This window comes from Citrobacter sp. CK194 (assembly GCF_030333395.1).
Taxonomy (GTDB): domain Bacteria; phylum Pseudomonadota; class Gammaproteobacteria; order Enterobacterales; family Enterobacteriaceae; genus Citrobacter_B; species Citrobacter_B koseri.
In genome coordinates, this window is record NZ_JAOWGA010000018.1 from 680,381 (window position 1) to 701,857 (window position 21,477).

The following is a 21,477-nucleotide window of genomic DNA, read 5'->3' on the forward strand; positions in this document are numbered from 1 at the left end:
GATGCTGACTCGTTTAGCACACAGTTTTGTCCTGCTCAATAAGCGCCAGCGTCGCGCTCGCGCTTCACCTGAGCGGGAAAGAAAGTTAATGATGAGGTTCGTGAATGCCCCGCAGCACCTGGTTCAAAGCGTTATTGTTGTTTGTCGCCCTTTGGGCACCCTTAAGTCAGGCAGATACCGGTTGGCAGCCTTTGGCGGAAACCATCCGTAAAAGCGAGAAAGATACGCGTCAGTATCAGGCGATTCGTCTGGACAATGACATGGTGGTTTTGCTGGTATCCGACCCGCAAGCGGTGAAATCGCTTTCCGCGCTGGTGGTGCCTGTTGGATCGCTGGAGGACCCCGATGAACATCAGGGGCTGGCGCACTATCTCGAACATATGAGCCTGATGGGGTCTAAAAAATATCCCCAGCCTGACAGCCTTGCCGAATACCTTAAAATGCACGGCGGCAGCCATAATGCCAGCACCGCGCCGTATCGTACCGCCTTCTATCTGGAGGTAGAAAACGACGCCCTGTCAGGTGCGGTCGATCGCCTTGCCGATGCCATTGCCGCCCCGTTGCTGGATAAAAAATATGCCGAGCGTGAGCGCAATGCGGTCAATGCCGAACTGACGATGGCGCGTACGCGAGACGGTATGCGTATGGCGCAGGTCAGCGCAGAAACCATCAACCCGGCGCACCCGGGTTCGCGATTCTCTGGCGGCAATCTGGAAACCTTAAGCGACAAACCTGGCAATCCGGTTCAGCAGGCGTTGCAGGCGTTTCACGAAAAATATTATTCAGCGAACCTGATGAAGGCGGTGATTTACAGTAACAAACCGCTGCCGGAACTGGCGCGTATTGCGGCTGAAACCTATGGCCGGGTGCCGAATAAAAATATCAAAAAGCCGGAAATTACCGTGCCGGTAGTAACGGACGCGCAAAAGGGCATCATCATTCATTATGTGCCTGCTCTGCCGCGTAAAGTGCTGCGCGTGGAGTTTCGTATTGATAACAACAGCGCGCAGTTTCGCAGCAAAACCGACGAACTGGTGACCTACCTGATTGGCAACCGGAGCCCGGGAACGCTCTCCGACTGGCTGCAAAAACAAGGATTAGTGGAAGGCATTCGTGCGGACTCTGACCCGGTGGTTAACGGTAACAGCGGCGTACTGGCTATTTCCGCTACCCTGACGGACAAAGGGCTGGCGAACCGGGACGACGTTGTCGCCGCCATCTTCAGCTATCTCAACCTGTTACGTGAAAAAGGCGTGGATAAACGCTACTTCGATGAGCTGGCGCATGTGCTGGATCTCGACTTCCGTTACCCCTCTATCACCCGTGATATGGATTACGTCGAATGGCTGGCGGATACGATGATTCGCGTTCCGGTGGAACATACGCTGGATGCGGTGAATATCGCCGATCAATACGATGCGGCGGCGGTGAAATCACGCCTGGCGATGATGACGCCGCAGAATGCGCGTATCTGGTACATCAGCCCGAAGGAACCGCACAACAAAACGGCCTATTTTGTCGACGCGCCTTATCAGGTGAATAAAATCGACGACAAAACGCTCGCCGACTGGCAGCAAAAAGCGCAGGGCATTGCGCTGTCATTACCGGAGCTTAATCCCTATATTCCAGACGATTTCACGCTGATCAAACCGGAGAAGGAATATCCCCACCCGGAGCTGATTGTCGATGAACCGGATTTGCGCGTGGTTTATGCGCCGAGCCGTTATTTTGCCAGCGAGCCTAAGGCGGATGTCAGCGTTATTCTGCGTAACCCGAAAGCAATGGACAGCGCCAGAAACCAGGTGATGTTTGCGTTAAACGATTATCTCGCGGGGATCGCGCTCGACCAGTTAAGCAACCAGGCATCGGTCGGCGGGATTGGCTTTTCCACCAACGCCAACAATGGTCTGATGCTTAACGCGAACGGTTACACGCAGCGCTTGCCGCAGCTTTTCCAGGCATTGCTGGAAGGGTATTTCAGCTACACCGCGACGGAAGAACAGCTGGAACAGGCGAAATCCTGGTATGCGCAGATGATGGATTCCGCCGAAAAAGGGAAGGCCTACGATCAGGCGATTATGCCGGCACAGATGCTTTCTCAGGTGCCTTACTTCCAGCGTGATGAACGCCGTAAGCTGTTGCCTTCGATCACGCTGAAAGAGGTCATGGCTTACCGCGATACGTTAAAAGCAGGCGCGCGACCGGAGTTCCTGGTGATTGGCAATATGCGCGAAGCGCAGGTGAAAACCATGGCGCGGGATATCCAACAGCAGCTTGGCGCCAACGGTTCAGAGTGGTGTCGCAATAAAGACGTACTGGTGGATAAAAAGCAGTCGGTCATCTTTGAGAAGGCGGGAAGCAGCACTGACTCCGCGCTGGCGGCGGTATTCGTTCCAACCGGTTACGATGAATATGCCAGTTCAGCCTACAGCGCGATGTTAGGGCAAATCGTTCAGCCGTGGTTCTATAATCAGTTGCGTACTGAAGAACAGTTAGGCTATGCGGTGTTCGCTTTCCCGATGAGCGTCGGGCGTCAGTGGGGGATGGGTTTCCTGCTGCAAAGCAGCGACAAGCAACCGTCTTATCTCTGGGAGCGTTACAAAGCATTCTTCCCAACGGCAGAAGCGAAGCTGCGGGCGATGACGCCGGAAGAGTTTGCGCAAATTCAGCAGGCGATCATCGCGCAGATGTTGCAAGCACCGCAAACGCTGGGCGAAGAGGCGTCGAAATTAAGCAAAGATTTCGATCGCGGCAATATGCGCTTTGATTCACGTGATAAAATCGTGGCTCAGATTAAACTGCTGACGCCGCAAAAACTTGCCGATTTCTTCCATCAGGCGGTGGTTGAGCCGCAAGGCATGGCGATACTGTCACAGGTTTCCGGCAGTCAGAATGGGAAAGCAGAGTACGTGCGCCCGGAAGGCTGGAAAGTGTGGGAGAACGTCAGCGCGTTGCAGCAAACCTTACCCCTGATGAGTGAAAAGAATGAATGATGCCGCTGAGTCCCTTGATCCTTTACGCTTGCCCCTCACGGGCGAGCGTCTGATTGAAGCCTCTGCGGGCACTGGCAAAACGTTTACTATCGCCGCGTTGTATCTGCGCCTGCTGCTCGGATTGGGCGGCCCTGCCGCCTTTCCCCGACCGCTGACCGTGGAAGAACTGTTGGTCGTGACGTTTACCGAGGCGGCCACTGAAGAGTTACGCGGCCGCATCCGCAGCAACATCCATGAACTGCGTATCGCCTGTCTGCGTGAAACTACCGATAACCCGTTATATGCCCGCCTGCTGGAAGAGATCGAGGATAAAAAGCAGGCGGCGCAGTGGTTACTGTTGGCGGAAAGACAGATGGATGAGGCGGCGGTATTCACCATCCACGGTTTTTGTCAGCGCATGCTCAGCCTGAATGCGTTTGAGTCCGGCATGCTGTTCGAGCAGCAATTAATCGAAGATGAATCCCTTCTGCGCTATCAGGCCTGCGCCGACTTCTGGCGGCGTCACTGTTATCCGCTGCCGCGCGAAATTGCCCAGGTTGTCTTTGAAGCGTGGAAAGGCCCCCGGGCGCTACTGAAAGATATCGATCGTTATTTGCAGGGCGAAGCGCCGGTCATCAAAGCACCGCCGCCGTCAGACGAGACGCTGGCGTCTCGCCACGAACACATTTTGTCGCGTATTAACGCCCTGAAGCAGCAATGGTGCGCGTCCGTTGATGAACTGGATGGGGTGATAGAGTCGTCGGGAATCGATCGCAGAAAATTCAATCGCGGCAACCAGACGAAATGGATCGAGAAGATCACGGCGTGGGCGCAGGCGGAAACGCAAACCTATCAATTACCCGACGCGCTGGAGAAATTCTCCCGGCGATTCCTGGAAGAGAGAACCAAAGCGGGTGGCATAACCCCGCAGCATCCGCTGTTTGTCGCCATTGAGGAGCTGCTGGCTGAACCGTTGACGATAAAAGATCTGCTGATCACCCGTGCGCTGGCGGAAATCCGCGAGACGGTTGCGCAGGAAAAACAACGCCGGGGTGAATTAGGTTTTGACGACATGCTGAGTCGTCTGGATGTTGCGCTGCGTAGTAATAGCGGCGATGCGCTGGCAAGCGCAATTCGTGGCCGTTTCCCGGTGGCGATGATTGATGAATTTCAGGATACCGACCCGCAGCAGTACCGCATTTTCCGCCGCATCTGGCGGCATCAGCCGGACACCGCGCTGTTGCTGATTGGCGATCCGAAACAGGCGATTTATGCGTTTCGCGGCGCGGATATCTTCACCTACATGAAAGCCCGCAGCGAGGTCAGCGCCCATTATACGCTGGATACCAACTGGCGTTCCGCACCGGGAATGGTCAACAGCGTGAATACGTTGTTCAGTCAGATGAACGACGCCTTTATGTTCCGCGAAATTCCATTTGCGCCGGTTAAATCGGCCCAGAAGAACCAGTCGCTGCGCTTTGTGCTGAACGGCGAGACGCAGCCCGCCATGAACATGTGGTTGATGGAAGGGGAAAGCTGCGGCATTGGCGACTATCAGAGTTACATGGCGCAGGTGTGCGCGACGCAAATTCGTGACTGGCTGAAAGCCGGGCAAACTGGCGATGCGCTGCTTGTTAGCGAGAAAACCTCACGCCCGGTTCGAGCCTCGGATATCAGCGTGTTGGTGCGAAGCCGCCAGGAAGCGGCGCAAATTCGTGATGCGCTGACGCTGCTGGCGATTCCGTCCGTTTATCTCTCCAACCGCGACAGCGTATTTGAGACGCTGGAAGCGCAGGAGATGCTGTGGATCTTACAGGCCGTCATGACGCCTGAGCGTGAAAATACGCTGCGTAGCGCGATGGCGGCCTCGATGATGGGGCTGACCGCGCAGGACATCGAAACGCTGAATAACGACGAAAATGCCTGGGATACGGTGGTCGAAGAGTTCGACGGCTATCGTCAAATCTGGCATAAGCGCGGCGTCATGCCCATGCTGCGCGCGCTGATGTCAGCGCGGAATATTGCCGAAAACCTGCTGGCGACGGCGGGAGGCGAGCGCCGCCTGACCGATATTCTGCACATCAGCGAATTGTTGCAGGAAGCCGGTTCGCAGCTGGAAAGCGAGCATGCGCTGGTGCGCTGGCTGTCGCAGCATATTCTTGAGCCGGACAGCAATGCCGCCAGCCAGCAACTGCGGCTGGAAAGCGATAAACATCTGGTGCAAATCGTCACCATCCATAAATCAAAAGGGCTGGAATACCCGCTCGTCTGGCTGCCTTTTATTACCCATTTCCGTGTGCAGGATCAGGCGTTTTATCACGATCGCAATTCGTTTGACGCGGTGCTGGATCTCAGCCACGCCGAGGAGAGCGTTGAACTGGCGGAAGCAGAGCGTCTGGCGGAAGACCTGCGTTTGCTTTATGTGGCGCTGACCCGTTCGGTGTGGCATTGCAGTCTCGGCGTTGCGCCGTTGGTGCGTCGTCGCGGAGATAAGAAAGGCGATACCGATGTACACCAGAGCGCGCTCGGACGCCTGCTGCAAAAAGGTGAGCCGAAAGATGCCGCTGGGCTTCGCGCCTGCATTGACGCGCTTTGCGGGGAGGATATCACCTGTCGGACGCCAGACGAACCGGACAGCGAACGCTGGCAGGTAACGGAAGCGTCGCGTGCGGCGCTAAGCGCCAGAGCGTTACGCCGAACGCCTGCCGATAACTGGCGAGTAACCAGTTATTCCGGCTTACAGCAGCAAGGCCATAGCGTCGCCCAGGATTTAATTCCGCGTCTGGATGTGGATGCCGCCGGAGTGGGGGACGTGGTGGAAGAGCCGGAGCTGACGCCGCACCAGTTCCCGCGAGGGGCATCGCCGGGTACATTCCTGCATAGCCTGTTTGAAGACCTCGACTTTACGCAGCCCGTTGACCCGGCCTGGGTGCGGGAAAAACTGGAGCTTGGCGGTTATGACGCGCACTGGGAGCCGGTTTTAACGCAGTGGCTGGACGCTGTTTTGCAGGCTCCCCTGACCGAACGCGGCGTGAGTCTGCGTCATCTTTCTGCCCGTGAAAAACAGGTGGAGATGGCGTTTTATCTGCCGATCGCACAGCCGCTTATCGCCAGTCAACTGGATGCGCTGATTCGCCGGTTTGATCCGCTCTCGGCGGGCTGCCCGCCGCTCGACTTCATGCAGGTTCGCGGCATGCTGAAAGGGTTTATCGACCTGGTGTTTCGCCATGAAGGGCGGTATTACCTGCTCGATTACAAATCAAACTGGCTGGGCGAAGACAGCACGGCCTACACTCAGGAGGCGATGGCCTCAGCGATGCAGGCGCATCGCTATGACCTGCAATATCAGTTGTATACGCTGGCGTTGCACCGCTATCTGCGCCATCGCATCGCCGATTATGACTATGAACGCCATTTCGGCGGCGTGATCTACCTTTTCCTGCGCGGCGTTGACCGTGAATATCCACGGCAGGGCATTTTCTCGACCCGACCGGACGGCGAACTGATTGCGTTAATGGATGAGATGTTTGCAGGCGTTGTAGCGGAGGAGGCGCAATGACAATTCAGAAGCGATTACTGGAGGCCGTAGAACAAAAGCTGTTGCGGCCATTAGACGCTCAGTTTGCGCTGGCGGTTGCCGGGCAGGACGATCCGTGCGTGACGCTGGCCGTTGCATTGCTCAGCCGCGATGCCGGGGAAGGGCATGTCTGTATGCCGCTTTCGCGCCTGGCGATAACGGAAGAGTCGCATCCGCTACTGGTCTCCTGGTTTAGCGAGAGGGATGCGCCTGAAGACTGGGCATCGTGTCTGCTGGCTTCCGGGGCGGTCAGTCGGGGAGAGCGGCCAACGCCGTTGATTCTGCATGAAGATCGCCTTTACCTGAACCGGATGTGGAGTAACGAGCGCACGGTAGCCCGCTTTTTTAGCGAGGTTAACCAGGCGATCGCGGTAGATGAACAGCAACTGGCCCGCACGCTGGATGCGCTTTTCCCGCCGACGGATGACGTCAACTGGCAAAAGGTGGCGGCGGCCGTGGCGTTGACGCGCCGTATTTCCGTCATTTCCGGCGGGCCTGGCACCGGTAAAACCACTACCGTGGCGAAGCTGCTGGCCGCGTTGATTCAGATGGCGGACGGCGAGCGATGCCGTATACGACTGGCGGCGCCGACGGGGAAAGCGGCGGCGCGTCTGACCGAGTCGCTTGGCGCGGCATTGCGCCAGCTTCCGCTCACGGATGAGCAAAAAAAACGCATCCCGGATGACGCCAGTACGTTGCACCGGCTGTTGGGCGCACAGCCCGGTAGCCAGAGGCTGCGCCATCACGCGGGAAACCCGCTGCATCTGGACGTGCTGGTGGTGGATGAGGCATCAATGATCGATTTGCCGATGATGTCGCGGCTAATTGAGGCGCTGCCGCCGCACGGACGCGTGATTTTTCTCGGCGATCGCGATCAGCTGGCTTCCGTTGAGGCGGGGGCGGTGCTGGGCGATATCTGCGCCTGGGTAAATGCCGGATTTACCGCCGGGCGCGCGCAGCAGCTGAGCCGACTGACGGGAAGCCCCATTCCTGCGGGCGCAGGCACGGAGGCGGCCTCTTTGCGCGATAGCCTGTGTTTGCTGCAAAAAAGCTATCGCTTCGGGCATGATTCCGGCATTGGTCAACTGGCGGCAGCCATTAATCGCGGCGATAAAGCGGCGATGAAAACGGTCTTTCAGCAGGGATTCAGCGATATTGAAAAACGAACGCTACAGAGCAGCGAGGATTACGCCGCCATGCTCGATGAGGCGCTGGCCGGTTATGGGCGTTATCTGGCGCTTGTTCGCGAGGGCGCGGAGCCGGGGGCGATTATTCAGGCTTTCAATGAGTACCAGTTGTTGTGCGCGCTGCGTGAAGGGCCGTTTGGCGTTGGCGGTCTGAATGAACGCATCGAACAGGTTATGCTGCAAAAGCGCAAAATTCAGCGTCACCCGCACAGCCGCTGGTATGAAGGGCGTCCGGTAATGATTGCGCGCAATGACAGCGCGTTGGGGTTGTTCAATGGCGATATCGGCATTGCGCTCGATCGCGGCCAGGGGTTGAGGGTGTGGTTCGCCATGCCGGATGGCAGCATTAAGTCGGTGCAGCCCAGCCGTTTGCCGGAGCATGAAACAACCTGGGCGATGACGGTACATAAATCGCAGGGATCGGAGTTCGATCATGCGGCGCTGATTTTACCCAGCCAGCGCTCGCCGGTTGTGACCCGCGAGCTGGTGTATACCGCCGTGACGCGCGCACGTCGTCGCCTGTCTCTCTATGCCGATGAACGGGTTTTGAGCGGGGCAATTGCGACGCGCACGGAGCGACGTAGCGGACTGTCCGCGTTTTTTAATAACGGGCTGTGAGGCAAGTTGCCGGATGGCGCCTGCGCTTATCCGGCCTACAGCATCTCCGTAGACCCGATAAGACGCTTTAGCGTCGCCGTCAGGCAAAATGGGTTATCCCAAATCTGCCATCAACACCTTTGAACGACGCTGATAGTTGTACATCTCTTTTTTGCTCTCGGGCAGCAGTTCGATATCCACCGGCGTAAACCCACGTTCCTGGAACCAGTGAATACTGCGCGTTGTCAGCACAAACAGCTTGCTGAGGCCCATCTGTCTTGCCTGCACGGCTATCCGCTCCAGCAAAACTTCGCCACGCGATGAACTGCGATAATCTGGATGTACCGCCACGCAGGCCATTTCGCCGATTTTTTCTTCGGGGAAAGGGTACAGTGCGGCGCAGGCGATGGTCAGATTATCTCGCTGGATAATCGTGAATTTGTCGATCTCCATCTCCAGTTGTTCACGGGAGCGGCGCACCAGAATCCCCTGTTGTTCCAGCGGGCGAATCAGCTCCAGGATCCCGCCGATATCGTTAATGGTGGCGCGGCGAATCTGCTCGGCGCTCTCCATCACGATTTGCGTCCCGATCCCGTCGCGTGAGAACAGCTCCTGCAATAGCGCGCCGTCTTCCTGGTAGCTAATCAGATGGCAGCGACGCACGCCGCTGCGACAGGCTTTCACCGCGCCGCGCAGGAACCGCACGGTGCCTGAATTGTAATCGCCTTTTTCTTCCTGCGCTTCAACGCGTGCCTGCGCTTCGTTCGGGAAAAGTTCGGAAACGATGTCGCCTTCGTCGTTAGTTACCCCTTGCGACGAACAGAAGCCGATCATCTTCTCCGCCTTCAGTTTGATGGCGAGCTGCGTGGCGATCTCTTCTGAGGTCAGGTTAAAACTTTCGCCTGTGACGGAAACCGCGACCGGCCCCATCAGCACAATTGCGCCGCTGTCTAACTGGCGATGAATCGCCTCTTCATCAATACGGCGAATGCGTCCGCTGTGGCAGTAATCCACGCCGTCATCCACGCCCAGCGGCTGTGCAATAATAAAATTGCCGCTGACGACGTTGATGTGCGCGCCCTGTAAGGGGGTGTTGTTCAGGCTCATCGACAGACGGGCGGTGATATCCAGCTGCAACGTGCCTGCCGCTTGCTTAACCAGTTCCAGCGTTTTGGCGTCCGTCACGCGGGTATTTTTGTGGTACAGCGGCTCATGATGATGTGCGGCAAGGTTCGCGTCGATTTGCGGACGCGCGCCATACACCACCACCAGGCGAATGCCCAGACTGTGCAGAAGCCCGATGTCATTGACGATACTGGAGAAATTTTCATGCTCAATGGCCTCACCGCCAAGCATAATGACAAACGTTTTTCCCCGATGGGTATTGATATAGGGAACAGAATGGCGGAATCCCTGTACCAGTTCGGTTCTACGTTCCTTCACCACGGCACACCCTCATTGCATGATTATTCGAAATTAATGTATTTTTATTCTGTTTTTCCGTCGCACGCAAGCGCAAATTTTAATCCCGCTGAAGTTTTCTCTCAGTAATACCGTGAATACAAAAAGAAAGTTTACCCTTTTATAGATGACAGATTATGCGTCATTCGCTAAAGTTTCCGGTCAATTTAGACGTTTTGTACATCAGCACCGTTAAGTTTGTTTTGCTCGGGAGAAGCATGTCGGGATCCAACTCAGCAATCAGTCGCCGTCGTTTACTACAAGGGACGGGCGCCATGTGGCTATTGAGCGTAAGTCAGGTCGGTTTGGCTGCCGTCAGCCAGGTCGTCGCGGTACGCATCTGGCCTGCGTCCAGCTATACCCGCGTCACGGTGGAATCGAACCGTCTGCTGAAATACAAACAGTTTGCCCTGAGTAACCCTGAGCGCGTGGTGGTGGATATTGAAGGCGTGAATCTGAACTCGGTGCTTAAAGGCATTGGCGCGCAGATCCGCGCGGACGATCCGTATATCAAGTCAGCGCGAGTGGGGCAGTTTGATCCACAGACGGTGCGGATGGTGTTTGAGCTGAAGCAAAATGTGAAACCGCAGCTGTTTGCCCTTGCGCCAGTGGCGGGCTTTAAAGAACGCCTGGTGATGGATCTCTACCCTGCCAATGCGCAGGATATGCAGGACCCGTTGCTGGCGCTTCTGGAAGATTACAACAAAGGCGATCTGGATAAGCAGGTGCCGCCTGCGCAGAGCGGGCCGCAGCCGGGCAAGGCGGGCCGCGATCGCCCGATCGTGATCATGCTCGATCCCGGTCATGGAGGGGAAGACCCCGGCGCCGTGGGGAAATACAAGACGCGCGAAAAAGACGTGGTGTTGCAGATTGCCCGCCGCTTGCGCGCGTTAATTGAGAGAGAAGGCAATATGAAGGTCTACATGACGCGTAATGAGGATATCTTCATTCCGCTGAAAGTGCGCGTGGCGAAAGCCCAGAAGCAGCGCGCCGACCTGTTTGTCTCTATCCATGCGGACGCGTTTACCAGCCGACAGCCCAGCGGTTCATCCGTTTTTGCGCTCTCGACGAAGGGCGCGACCAGTACGGCGGCAAAATACCTCGCGCAAACTCAGAACGCCTCGGATTTGATCGGCGGCGTGAGTAAAAGCGGCGATCGCTATGTCGATCACACAATGTTCGACATGGTGCAATCGTTGACCATCGCCGATAGCCTGAAGTTCGGTAAAGCGGTGCTCAACAAGCTGGGAAGGGTTAATAATCTGCACAAAAATCAGGTCGAGCAGGCCGGCTTTGCGGTGCTGAAAGCGCCGGATATTCCCTCTATTCTCGTGGAAACCGCCTTTATCAGTAATATTGAAGAGGAGCGTAAGCTCAAAACGGCGAAGTTCCAGCAGGAAGTGGCGGAGTCGATTCTGGCGGGTATTAAAGCCTACTTTGCCGATGGGGCGACGCTGGCGAGAAGGGGATAATAAAAAAGCGCTGAAAGGCGCTTTTTTTACGGACCGCAGAAACGAAAAAACACCCGTTAAGGTGTTTAATATTGGTTGCGGGGGCCGGATTTGAACCGACGACCTTCGGGTTATGAGCCCGACGAGCTACCAGGCTGCTCCACCCCGCGTCCGTCTGTTACTCTTCCATCGAGTAACCTTTTCTTCACATTGTATTGGTTGCGGGGGCCAGATTTGAACTGACGACCTTCGGGTTATGAGCCCGACGAGCTACCAGGCTGCTCCACCCCGCGTCCGTGGATGCGCACTATACTCTGCTAACATTTTCATGCAACCCTTTTTTCACCCGGATCACGAAATTGGGATGATTGTGTGCAAAAACAACGCGCTTTGGTACGTTTTTTGTGCGTAATTTGCGTCAGGGGAGCGCTTCGCATTTCATTAGGTTCGGGGGTTTGTTATCTTCATAGCGCAAGATTTACAGCTAAAAGACGAGAACTCATGAAAGGACGTTGGGCAAATTACCTTCTTATGGGGGCGGTGGTTGCAATGCTTGCCGCCTGTTCCTCTAAACCGACCGATCGCGGCCAGCAGTATAAAGACGGGAAGTTTACCCAGCCTTTCTCACTGGTGAACCAACCTGACGCCATTGGGGCGCCTATCAACGCAGGCGATTTCGCCGAGCAGGTCAACCAAATCCGCAGCGCGTCGCCGCGTCTGTATGGCAACCAGAGCAACGTCTATAACGCCGTGCAGGAGTGGTTACGTTCCGGTGGCGATACGCGAATGATGCGCCAGTTTGGTATTGATGCCTGGCAGATGGAAGGGGCGGATAATTACGGCAACGTCCAGTTTACTGGCTACTACACGCCGGTTATCCAGGCGCGCCATACCCGTCAGGGCGAGTTCCAGTACCCTATTTATCGCATGCCGCCAAAACGCGGCCGCTTACCGTCTCGTGCCGAGATCTATTCCGGCGCGCTGAGCGACAGCTACATTCTGGCGTACAGCAACTCGCTGATGGATAACTTCATTATGGACGTTCAGGGCAGCGGCTATATTGATTTTGGCGACGGCAGCCCGCTGAATTTCTTCAGCTATGCCGGGAAAAACGGCCATGCTTACCGCAGTATCGGCAAAGTGCTGATCGATCGCGGTGAAGTGAAGAAAGAAGATATGTCGATGCAGGCCATTCGCCACTGGGGAGAAACCCACAGTGAAGCGGAAGTGCGCGAGCTGCTGGAGCAAAACCCGTCATTCGTCTTCTTTAAGCCGCAATCTTTTGCCCCGGTGAAAGGCGCCAGCGCCGTGCCGCTTATCGGCCGTGCGTCTGTGGCTTCCGATCGCAGCATTATCCCGGCAGGAACAACCCTGCTGGCGGAAGTCCCGCTGCTGGATAACAACGGCAAGTTTAACGGCCAGTACGAACTGCGCCTGATGGTGGCGCTGGACGTGGGAGGCGCGATTAAAGGCCAGCACTTTGATATTTATCAGGGGATAGGCCCGGACGCCGGGCACCGCGCAGGCTGGTATAATCACTATGGGCGCGTCTGGGTGCTGAAAAACGCCCCGGGAACCGGTAACGTATTTAGCGGTTGATTGCCTGATGGCGGCTTCGCTGAAGATTTAAATCGTAGGCCTGATAAGCGTAGCGCCATCAGGCAAATCATGCCGGATGGCGTCGCAAGCGACGTATCCGGCCTACGATCGTATTACCCCTTTTTAATTCTGAGGTCGTATGTCTGTTGTAATTAGTGATGCCTGGCGCCAGCGTTTTGGCGGCACCGCCCGTCTGTATGGTGAAAAAGCGTTGCAGCTGTTTGCCGGTGCGCATATTTGCGTGGTCGGAATCGGCGGCGTCGGCTCCTGGGCGGCAGAGGCGCTGGCGCGTACCGGCATTGGCGCGATCACGCTCATCGATATGGATGACGTATGCGTCACCAACACCAACCGGCAAATTCATGCGCTGCGCGATAACGTCGGTCTGGCGAAAGCCGAGGTGATGGCCGAGCGTATTCGTCAGATCAACCCGGAGTGCCGGGTGACGGTGGTGGATGACTTTGTCACGCCGGATAACGTTGCAGAGTATATGAGCGCAGGGTTTTCGTATGTTATTGATGCCATCGACAGCGTGCGGCCAAAAGCCGCGCTGATTGCCTGGTGCCGCCGAAATAAGGTTCCGTTAGTCACCACCGGCGGGGCGGGTGGGCAGATAGACCCGACCCAGATTCAGGTAACGGATCTGGCGAAAACCATCCAGGACCCGCTGGCGGCGAAACTGCGCGAACGGTTGAAAAGCGACTTTGGTGTGGTGAAAAACAGCAAGGGCAAACTGGGCGTGGACTGCGTGTTCTCAACGGAAGCTCTGGTTTATCCGCAGGCTGATGGTTCCGTATGTGCGATGAAAGCGACGGCGGAAGGGCCGAAAAGAATGGATTGCGCCTCTGGATTCGGCGCAGCCACGATGGTAACTGCGACCTTTGGCTTTGTTGCCGTGTCCCACGCGCTGAAGAAGATGATGGCGAAGGCGGCGCGTCAGGCTTGATTGTGTCGGATGGCGCTATGCTTATCCGACCTACGGTTCGTGCGGTGTTGTAGGCCGGATAAGATGCATCAGCGTCGTCATCCGGCTTGCTGGGCAGCCTCAAGAATCGCGTTATTCAGCGCATTCAGCCCCTGGCTGCGCGATGCGCTAAGTTGTGTTGTTAAGCCTAACTCATCAAACAACCCCAGCGGCGAGTGCGTCAGCAGTTCCGCCGGGGTCTTTCCCTCTACCGCCGTGAGTAAAACCGCCAGCAAACCGCGTACAATACGCCCTTCGCTGTCACCGAAAAAGTGCAGCGTTCCCTTCTCTGACAGGGTATGCCCCAGCCAGACGCGGTTCTCACATCCTGCGATCTCTTTTGCCTGCGTTTTTAGCTCATCCGGCAATGCCGGGAGTTGCTTACCCAACAGAATAAGCTGGCGATACTTGTCCTCCCACTGCGAGAGCGGGATAAAGAGAGCGCGTAACGTCTCTTCCGTTACGGTCGTGCCAAACGGGTGTCCGGCAAAAAGAGGGCTTGTCATTAATCCACCAGTATTTCCAGCGCGCGGTCAACGGCGCTGACCAACGCATCCACATCATGCTTTGTATTATACGGCGCAAAAGAGGCGCGCAGGGTGCCCGTTACGCCAAGCGCCGCCAGCAGCGGCTGCGCGCAGTGCTGCCCGGCGCGCAGGGCGATGCCGTATTCGGCCAGTAATGTCACCATATCGCTATGATGAACGCCGGCAAAATCGAAGGCCAGCAGGCTGGAGTCCTGGCAACGGAAAGAGCGGAAACCCGGACGCTTCGCCAGCGCGTCTTCCGCCAGCGTCGCCAGACCGCGACTCCAGCTTTCGGCCTGCGCCATATCCACTTCCGCCAGCCACTCCAGCGCGGCGCTAAGGCCAATAACCCCAGCCACGTTTGGCGTGCCGGCTTCCAGACGCCAGGGAACGGCCTGGGTTGTGAATCCTTCAAAATTGACTTCAGCGATCATCTTACCGCCGCCGAGCCACGGGGACATCTCTTCCAGTAAGGCCGGTTTGCCGTACAGCGCGCCGATGCCCGTCGGGCCGTACAGCTTGTGGGCGGAGAAGGCATAAAAATCAATATCCAGCTGCTGTACATCGGCGGGGAAATGCACCGCACCTTGCGCGCCGTCAACCATCACCACCATCCCTGCCGCGTGTGCCAGCGTGATAGCGCGCGCCAGGTCCGGGCAGCCGCCCGTGACGTTCGACATCTGTCCCAGCGCCAGAATTCGGCTGCGTGGCGTGATGAGTTCAGGCAGACGCTCCACGTCGGGGAGAAAAAGGGCATTCAGGGGCAGTTTGACGATTTTTGCGCCCGTCTGCTGAGCGACCATCAGCCAGGGAATGAGATTCGCGTGATGCTCCGCTTCACTGACGATTATCTCATCGCCGGGTTGCAGGCGCGGGCGGGCATAGCATTGCGCCACCATATTGATGGCTTCCGTAGTGCCGCGTGTCCAGACAATCGATGCATCATCAGGCGCGTTCAGCCACTGCGCCACTTTGCCGCGCGCCGCTTCATAGCGCGCGGTTAGTCGCTGTGCCTCGGCGAACTGGCTGCGATGGACGTTTCCGGCGCTCAGGCTGTAGAACTGATGCGTGGCGTCGATCACGGCCTGAGGCTTAAGCGCCGTCGCGGCGCTGTCGAGATAAACGCCCGCATCGGTAAGGGCAGGAAATTGCGCGCGAAACTGCGCAGGATTGAAAGCGTTCATGGTATTCCTCAATTCAGTATACCGATCGTGGCGCAAAAAGGGCTGTGATACAAGGTTTGTCCTAACCATCGGAATTGTCTGGTTATCCTGGTGAAGTCAGGGAAGCAGGTTATGCTAAATAGTGTTAGGCGAATGTTTTTGCCTGTTACGGAACCCGTTTTATTTAGCATAAACAGCTTTAAGGAGAAGAAGATGAAAATGAAAAAAACTGCCGCAATGATCTCTGCATGTATGCTGACTTTTGCCCTGAGCGCCTGTTCCGGTCCGAATTATGTGATGCACACAAATGATGGCCGTACTATCGTGTCAGACGGTAAGCCAAAAACCGATGATGAAACCGGCATGATTTCTTATAAAGACGCTAACGGCAACAAACAGCAGATCAATCGTACTGACGTTAAAGAGATGGTCGAACTGGATCAGTAACCGGTCGGTCATGGACAAAAAAAAGCACCGCAATTGGCGGTGCTACATTAATCACTATGGACAGACAGGGTAAATGTACAGGAAGTGAAAAAGGGTAGCTTCGCTACCATGGTCTGAATCGCAGACCAATTGCAAACACAACAACACAACATCACAACCGTAAGCCAAAAGCCCATCAGAACACGCATTCCGATAAAACTTTTCGTTCCGGCTCAGGAAGTGTCGCCACTATAGGTATTTGCTGGTAGAACCTCAACGGACAAATTATAATGGCTCAGATTAAAAAAACTAATAGGTTACACAAGGTTACCTAATTGTTAAATTTATTTAACATCAAAGTCTAAAAGCCATGTCAAAACGATTACCACCCTTAAATGCATTACGTGTTTTTGATGCCGCAGCGCGGCATTTAAGCTTCACTCGCGCAGCAGAAGAGCTTTTTGTGACACAGGCCGCAGTAAGTCACCAAATCAAGTCACTTGAGGATTTTTTGGGGCTAAAACTGTTCCGTCGTCGCAATCGTTCGCTTTTGCTAACGGAAGAGGGGCAGAGCTATTTCCTCGACATCAAAGAGATTTTTTCGCAATTAACCGAAGCGACGCGTAAACTTCAGGCGCGGAGTGCAAAAGGCGCGCTTACGGTCAGTTTATTGCCCAGTTTTGCGATCCAGTGGCTGGTTCCTCGACTCTCAAGCTTTAACTCAACTTATCCGGGAATCGATGTCAGAATTCAGGCCGTGGACCGTCAGGAAGATAAGCTGGCTGATGATGTCGACGTCGCTATTTTTTATGGGCGTGGCAACTGGCCAGGCTTGCGCGTCGAAAAATTGTACGCAGAATATTTACTGCCGGTGTGTTCACCGTTATTACTGACGGGCGATAAGCCGTTAAAGACGCCGGAAGATCTGGCAAAACATACATTACTGCATGATGCTTCGCGAAGAGACTGGCAGACCTATACGCGTCAGTTGGGGCTGAATCATATTAATGTGCAGCAGGGACCTATTTTCAGCCATAGCGCAATGGTGCTACAGGCTGCCATCCACGGACAGGGGGTTGCGCTGGCGAACAACGTCATGGCGCAATCAGAAATTGAAGCCGGGCGTCTTGTCTGTCCCTTTAACGACGTTCTGGTCAGTAAAAATGCTTTTTATCTGGTTTGTCATGACAGTCAGGCAGAACTGGGTAAAATAGCCGCCTTTCGTCAGTGGATTCTGACCAAAGCGGCCGCTGAACAAGAAAAATTCCGCTTTCGTTACGAACAATAATTTATTTAGGGTACTACCATGACCAGCCGTTTTATGCTGATTTTTGCCGCGATAAGCGGCTTTATCTATGTTGCTCTGGGTGCCTTTGGGGCGCATGTCCTGAGCAAAACTCTTGGTGTGGTTGAAATGGGCTGGGTCCAGACCGGCCTGCAATATCAGGCATTTCATACGCTGGCCATTTTTGGCCTGGCGGTTGCGATGCAGCGACGCATTAGCATCTGGTTTTACTGGAGCAGCGTTTTTCTGGCGTTAGGTACGGTGCTGTTTAGCGGCAGCCTGTATTGCCTGGCGCTGTCTCATTTACGCCTGTGGGCGTTTGTTACTCCTGTCGGCGGCGTGAGTTTCCTGGCAGGCTGGGTGCTGATGTTAATTGGCGCCATCCGTTTGAAACGTAAGGGCGTTGGTCATGAATAAGGTTGTATTGTTGTGTCGCCCTGGTTTTGAAAAGGAGTGCGCTGCTGAAATAACGGATAAGGCGGCGCGTCGGGAAATCTTTGGCTTCGCTCGTGTTAAAGACAATGGCGGATACGTCGTCTTTGAGTGCTATCAGCCGGACGATGCTGAAAAAGTAGTAAAAGAGTTGCCTTTTTCCTCGCTCATTTTTGCGCGTCAGATGTTCGTCGTCGGCGAGTTGCTGCGCGACCTGCCGCCGGACGATCGCATTACGCCGATTGTCGGGATGCTACAGGGCGTTGTGGAAAAAGGCGGCGAGCTGCGTGTTGAAGTCGCAGACACCAATGAAAGCAAAGAGTTGATGAAGTTTTGCCGTAAATTTACGGTGCCGCTGCGGGCCGCGCTGCGCGACGCGGGGATTCTGACAAACTATGAAACGCCAAAGCGTCCGGTGGTGCATGTTTTCTTCATCGCGCCGGGCTGCTGTTATACCGGGTATTCGTATCCTGACAACAACTCGCCGTTCTATATGGGGATTCCGCGGCTGAAATTCCCGGCCGATGCGCCAAGCCGTTCGACGCTGAAGCTGGAAGAAGCGCTGCATGTTTTTATTCCGGCCGATGAGTGGGATGAACGTCTGGCGAACGGGATGTATGCCGTGGATTTAGGCGCCTGCCCTGGCGGTTGGACCTACCAGTTAGTGAAGCGCAACATGTGGGTTTACTCTGTCGATAACGGCCCAATGGCGCAGAGCCTGATGGATACCGGGCAGGTGACCTGGCTGCGCGAAGATGGATTCAGATACCGTCCGAATCGCAATAACATCTCGTGGATGGTGTGCGACATGGTGGAAAAGCCTGCTAAGGTTGCCGCGCTGATGGCGCAGTGGTTAGTAAACGGCTGGTGTCGCGAGACGATCTTCAATCTCAAGCTGCCGATGAAAAAACGCTATGAAGAGGTGTCGCAGAACCTGGCGTACATTCAGGCGCAGCTTGATGAACACGGCATTAACGCGCAAATTCAGGCGCGACAGCTGTATCACGATCGTGAAGAAGTGACCGTGCATGTCCGTCGGCTGTGGGCCGCCGTGGGCGGGCGTCGCGACGAGCGGTAATACGATGGATTGCCGGATAGCGGCGTAAATGCCTTATCCGGCCTGCGCCGGGTATTTGTTGGCCTGATAAGCGGCAAGGCTATCAGGCGTGAATTACCCCCTGGCGCTCATCGGAAATGATGTGCGTCACATCATCCAGATGCCCGATGCAGGCCTCTCCCGAGCGGTTGAGCTTACTCTTGTCGATCAACAATAAAGACTGTGATGCGCGCTTAAGCAGCGTGGATTTGAAATCCGCGTTGATCGTATTTGAGTCCCAGAGCGCGCCGCCGCGGTCGATCCCCTCGCAGGAAAAAATAAACAGGTCAATGTCGAGCGGCTTAAGCTGAGAAATAAGCGACGGATTGACGTAGCAGCCATATTTACGCTCAAGCTGGCCGCCGGAACTGATGAGCTGAATATGCTCGCGTTTGCCCAGTTCCTGGCAAATCGGGTGACTGTTGGTAAAGACGTGAATATCAATGTCCGGCAACTGGCGGGCCAGATACCAGCAGGTTGAGCTGGCGTCCAGAGCGATCACCATGCCCGGTTCTATCCATGCCAGCGCTTCCCTGGCGATATCCGCCTTATGTGCATAGTGGCTTTTCAGCCGGATGTGGAACGGGTCGCCGCTGTCCTGGTTTTCCCGGTGAATATACTTGGCGCGCCCGTGATTGCGCAGCACTTTTCCCTGCGCCTGTAGCTCGCTGAGATCGCGGCGAATGGTCTCTTTGCTGACGTTAAGCTGTACCGATAGCGCCTCGGTGGTCAGACTTTTATGGTTGATCAGCAGGTCTACTATCGCTTGTTGGCGTGCCGCTTTCATCTTTTCTCACCCCATCATTCGATGAACGCCCGCATCATGCGGGCGCACCGGCAAGAGATTACGGCGTTACCCCTTTTTTTAAAAGAATATTCCCGTACTTCGCGCACTCTCCTGTGATAACGATCGCAAAGGCTTTTTGCGCCCGCTCATAAAACGCATAGCGGTCGATGCGGACAATCTCCGGGCACGGCGTCTGCAATGAGAGCGCATCGCGATAACGCGCTTCAACCGTCGGGTCGAGCGAATCGCCCTCTACGGCGGCCATCATCACCAGCGGCGGCGCGTAGCCGTCCAGTTCAAACAACGGGATAATCGCCCGGAGCAGATCGCTGACTTTCAGACCATCTGCACGAATAACCTGCGGTCCCATGCTGTGCGCGGGAAAGTGGGCATCGGAAAAAATAATCTCATCCCCGTGCCCCATTTCAGCCAGCACTTTCAGTAACTCAGGGGATATTAATGGCGAAATAGTTTTTAGCATCTCACACTCCCTCAATAAATTCGGGTTCAGTTTGCGGCCAGAAATAGCGGTACTGATAGCGTACCTGGGCTCGGGCCTGTTCCGGGCTGGCAAATTCGCCTACGCCATACCAGCCGAACATGGCTGCCCCGGCGACGGTGGTTTCCGCGTCATCCAGCACCTTAATCGGTATATCAAGCAGATTGGCTTTGATTTGATTCCACAGCGCGTTGCGGCTTCCGCCGCCAACCAGCAGAAGCTCAGTTGCCTGGAAGTGACCAATCTGTTCCAGCGTTTGCAGATTACGTTGCAGTTGCGCCGTGAGCCCTTCCAGCGCGGCGCGGTAAAAATGACCACGCGTTGTGTTCAGCGTCACCCCCTGCCAGCCCGCGTTTTGACAGGTGAGGAGATCGCACTGCATCTTCACGCCTTCAGCACCCGGCGGAATGGCGTGCGCCTCGTCAATCAGCGTCTGCCACGGCGTTTCTGGCGTCCAGAGCAGTTTGCGCACCCATTCGAGCACGCCGGAAGCCAGCCACTGCATGCCCGGATTATAAAGTCCGGCCTGGCTGTCCAGTTCACAGGTGGAACCGGCGTAATGGCTGAGCAGCGGCGTGTTCACCTGCGCGCTGCGTACCATCAGGATTTCCCACGTACCGGACGAGAGTACCGGTTCATCCTGTTCTGCGCCGGCGCCAAAAAGGGCAAACTGCGTGTCATGCCCGGCGGAGATCACCGGAATACCTGCCTCAAGCCCAAGCAGGTTTGCGGCGTCGTTTTGCAGCGTGCCAATCCGTTCGCCTGCTTCAACTAACCGTGGAAACAGACGGCGGGGTAAACCCGTGGCCTGTAAAATCTCCGGGCTGAAATCCCGCTGGTGAATATCCAGCATCTGACTGGTGCCCGCCATGGTGATATCCGTGGTGAATTCACCGGTTAAACGGTGGTTGATCAGCGATGAAATAAACAGCCAGGCGTGCGCCTGTTCGAGCAACTGCGGGTGGTTCTCTTTCAGCCACACCAGTTTATACAGCGTATTAAAGGCGAATGCGCCGACGCCGGAGATCGCCTGCAACTGCTGCGGCGGCATAAAGCGGCCGATGTTTTCCATGACGGCAAGGGTGCGAGGGCATTTCCAGCTGATGACCGGATAGCGTAACTGACCCTGTTCATCAACCAGCGCGCCGTCTACGCCGAACGTCGTGACGGTGATGCCGCGAACCCGGCAGGCTGCCAGTTCCGTCTTTAGTTGCTGACAGCAGTCCGCGAAGCGTTGCAGAATGGCCGCCAGCGACCACTGATGCCAGGCGCTATTTTCCGTGGCGATGTCGCTGGTATTCGCTGTTGATGCGCGGGCGACAATGTTTCCCTGACGGTCAACGGCCATTGCCCGTACGTTGGTGGCGCCGCAGTCGAGAACCAGAATGACGTCTTGTTTCATAGTAGCTCCGAAACGTTGCCGGATGGCGCTGCGCTGATCCGGCCTACAAAAT

At 55.8% G+C, this 21,477-nt stretch carries 16 protein-coding genes and 2 tRNA genes; 10 read left to right on the forward strand and 8 right to left on the reverse strand.

The window, feature by feature from the left end; all coding sequences use genetic code 11:
- Window positions 1-104: 104 nt before the first annotated feature.
- The 3 genes from ptrA to recD are packed head-to-tail and all read left to right on the forward strand — an operon-like array spanning window position 105 to window position 8,354.
- Entirely contained in the window at window positions 105-2,993 is a 2,889-nt protein-coding gene (ptrA, locus tag OGX80_RS15005; protein WP_047461534.1) for a pitrilysin, read from the forward strand.
- Entirely contained in the window at window positions 2,986-6,531 is a 3,546-nt protein-coding gene (gene recB / locus OGX80_RS15010; protein ID WP_115181209.1) for an exodeoxyribonuclease V subunit beta, read from the forward strand. Before ptrA ends, recB begins: the two co-directional genes overlap by 8 nt.
- Window positions 6,528-8,354 (forward strand): exodeoxyribonuclease V subunit alpha, encoded by a 1,827-nt coding sequence (gene recD / locus OGX80_RS15015; protein ID WP_115181210.1) that lies wholly within the window; start codon window positions 6,528-6,530, stop codon window positions 8,352-8,354. Before recB ends, recD begins: the two co-directional genes overlap by 4 nt.
- A gap of 93 nt (window positions 8,355-8,447) precedes the next feature.
- Here recD and argA read toward each other — a convergent pair whose 3' ends face one another.
- Window positions 8,448-9,779, reverse strand: coding sequence for an amino-acid N-acetyltransferase (argA, locus tag OGX80_RS15020; protein WP_024130906.1), 1,332 nt, complete (start codon window positions 9,777-9,779; stop codon window positions 8,448-8,450).
- A 233-nt stretch (window positions 9,780-10,012) separates the two neighbouring features.
- Between argA and amiC the strand changes: the two genes are divergently transcribed.
- Window positions 10,013-11,266 carry an N-acetylmuramoyl-L-alanine amidase AmiC gene (gene amiC, locus OGX80_RS15025; RefSeq protein WP_024130905.1) on the forward strand — a complete coding sequence of 418 codons (1,254 nt, stop codon included), beginning with the start codon at window positions 10,013-10,015 and terminating at the stop codon, window positions 11,264-11,266.
- Window positions 11,267-11,338: 72 nt separating this feature from the next.
- Here amiC and OGX80_RS15030 read toward each other — a convergent pair.
- Both OGX80_RS15030 and OGX80_RS15035 read right to left on the reverse strand, forming a co-directional pair.
- Window positions 11,339-11,415, reverse strand: a tRNA-Met gene (locus OGX80_RS15030).
- A gap of 46 nt (window positions 11,416-11,461) precedes the next feature.
- Window positions 11,462-11,538, reverse strand: a tRNA-Met gene (locus OGX80_RS15035).
- A 208-nt stretch (window positions 11,539-11,746) separates the two neighbouring features.
- Here OGX80_RS15035 and mltA point away from each other — a divergent pair.
- Both mltA and tcdA read left to right on the forward strand, forming a co-directional pair.
- Window positions 11,747-12,844, forward strand: a complete 1,098-nt coding sequence (mltA, locus tag OGX80_RS15040; protein ID WP_012134931.1) for a murein transglycosylase A — start codon at window positions 11,747-11,749, stop codon at window positions 12,842-12,844.
- A 139-nt stretch (window positions 12,845-12,983) separates the two neighbouring features.
- On the forward strand, window positions 12,984-13,790 hold the full coding sequence (gene tcdA, locus OGX80_RS15045) for a tRNA cyclic N6-threonylcarbamoyladenosine(37) synthase TcdA (RefSeq protein WP_012134929.1): 807 nt from the start codon (window positions 12,984-12,986) through the stop codon (window positions 13,788-13,790).
- Window positions 13,791-13,867: 77 nt separating this feature from the next.
- Here tcdA and csdE read toward each other — a convergent pair whose 3' ends face one another.
- Both csdE and csdA read right to left on the reverse strand, forming a co-directional pair.
- Window positions 13,868-14,314, reverse strand: a complete 447-nt coding sequence (gene csdE, locus OGX80_RS15050; protein ID WP_115181211.1) for a cysteine desulfurase sulfur acceptor subunit CsdE — start codon at window positions 14,312-14,314, stop codon at window positions 13,868-13,870.
- Window positions 14,314-15,519 carry a cysteine desulfurase CsdA gene (csdA, locus tag OGX80_RS15055; RefSeq protein ID WP_115181212.1) on the reverse strand — a complete coding sequence of 402 codons (1,206 nt, stop codon included), beginning with the start codon at window positions 15,517-15,519 and terminating at the stop codon, window positions 14,314-14,316. Before csdA ends, csdE begins: the two co-directional genes overlap by 1 nt.
- 198 nt (window positions 15,520-15,717) lie before the next feature.
- Here csdA and OGX80_RS15060 point away from each other — a divergent pair, with 198 nt between their 5' ends.
- From OGX80_RS15060 to rlmM, 4 genes are all read left to right on the forward strand, one after another.
- The gene (locus OGX80_RS15060; RefSeq protein ID WP_024130904.1) at window positions 15,718-15,945 is read left to right on the forward strand and encodes a YgdI/YgdR family lipoprotein; all 228 of its coding nucleotides are present in this window, start codon (window positions 15,718-15,720) and stop codon (window positions 15,943-15,945) included.
- A gap of 349 nt (window positions 15,946-16,294) precedes the next feature.
- The gene (gene gcvA / locus OGX80_RS15065; RefSeq protein ID WP_012134925.1) at window positions 16,295-17,212 is read left to right on the forward strand and encodes a glycine cleavage system transcriptional regulator GcvA; all 918 of its coding nucleotides are present in this window, start codon (window positions 16,295-16,297) and stop codon (window positions 17,210-17,212) included.
- An 18-nt stretch (window positions 17,213-17,230) separates the two neighbouring features.
- On the forward strand, window positions 17,231-17,626 hold the full coding sequence (locus tag OGX80_RS15070) for a DUF423 domain-containing protein (protein ID WP_012134924.1): 396 nt from the start codon (window positions 17,231-17,233) through the stop codon (window positions 17,624-17,626).
- Window positions 17,619-18,719: a 23S rRNA (cytidine(2498)-2'-O)-methyltransferase RlmM gene (gene rlmM, locus OGX80_RS15075; protein WP_115181213.1), complete on the forward strand. Its 1,101-nt coding sequence runs from the start codon at window positions 17,619-17,621 to the stop codon at window positions 18,717-18,719. Before OGX80_RS15070 ends, rlmM begins: the two co-directional genes overlap by 8 nt.
- Window positions 18,720-18,801: 82 nt before the next feature.
- On the opposite strand, the gene fucR is transcribed toward rlmM, so the two are convergent.
- Genes fucR through fucK form a run of 3 tightly spaced genes read right to left on the reverse strand, consistent with a single transcriptional unit; the run spans window position 18,802 to window position 21,425 of the window.
- A complete protein-coding gene (gene fucR, locus OGX80_RS15080) occupies window positions 18,802-19,524 on the reverse strand; it encodes an L-fucose operon activator (protein ID WP_012134922.1) in 723 nt (240 codons plus the stop codon).
- Window positions 19,525-19,582: 58 nt separating this feature from the next.
- Window positions 19,583-20,005: an L-fucose mutarotase gene (gene fucU / locus OGX80_RS15085; RefSeq protein WP_058668034.1), complete on the reverse strand. Its 423-nt coding sequence runs from the start codon at window positions 20,003-20,005 to the stop codon at window positions 19,583-19,585.
- Window position 20,006: 1 nt separating this feature from the next.
- Window positions 20,007-21,425 (reverse strand): L-fuculokinase, encoded by a 1,419-nt coding sequence (gene fucK, locus OGX80_RS15090; protein ID WP_233644152.1) that lies wholly within the window; start codon window positions 21,423-21,425, stop codon window positions 20,007-20,009.
- Window positions 21,426-21,477 lie beyond the last annotated feature (52 nt).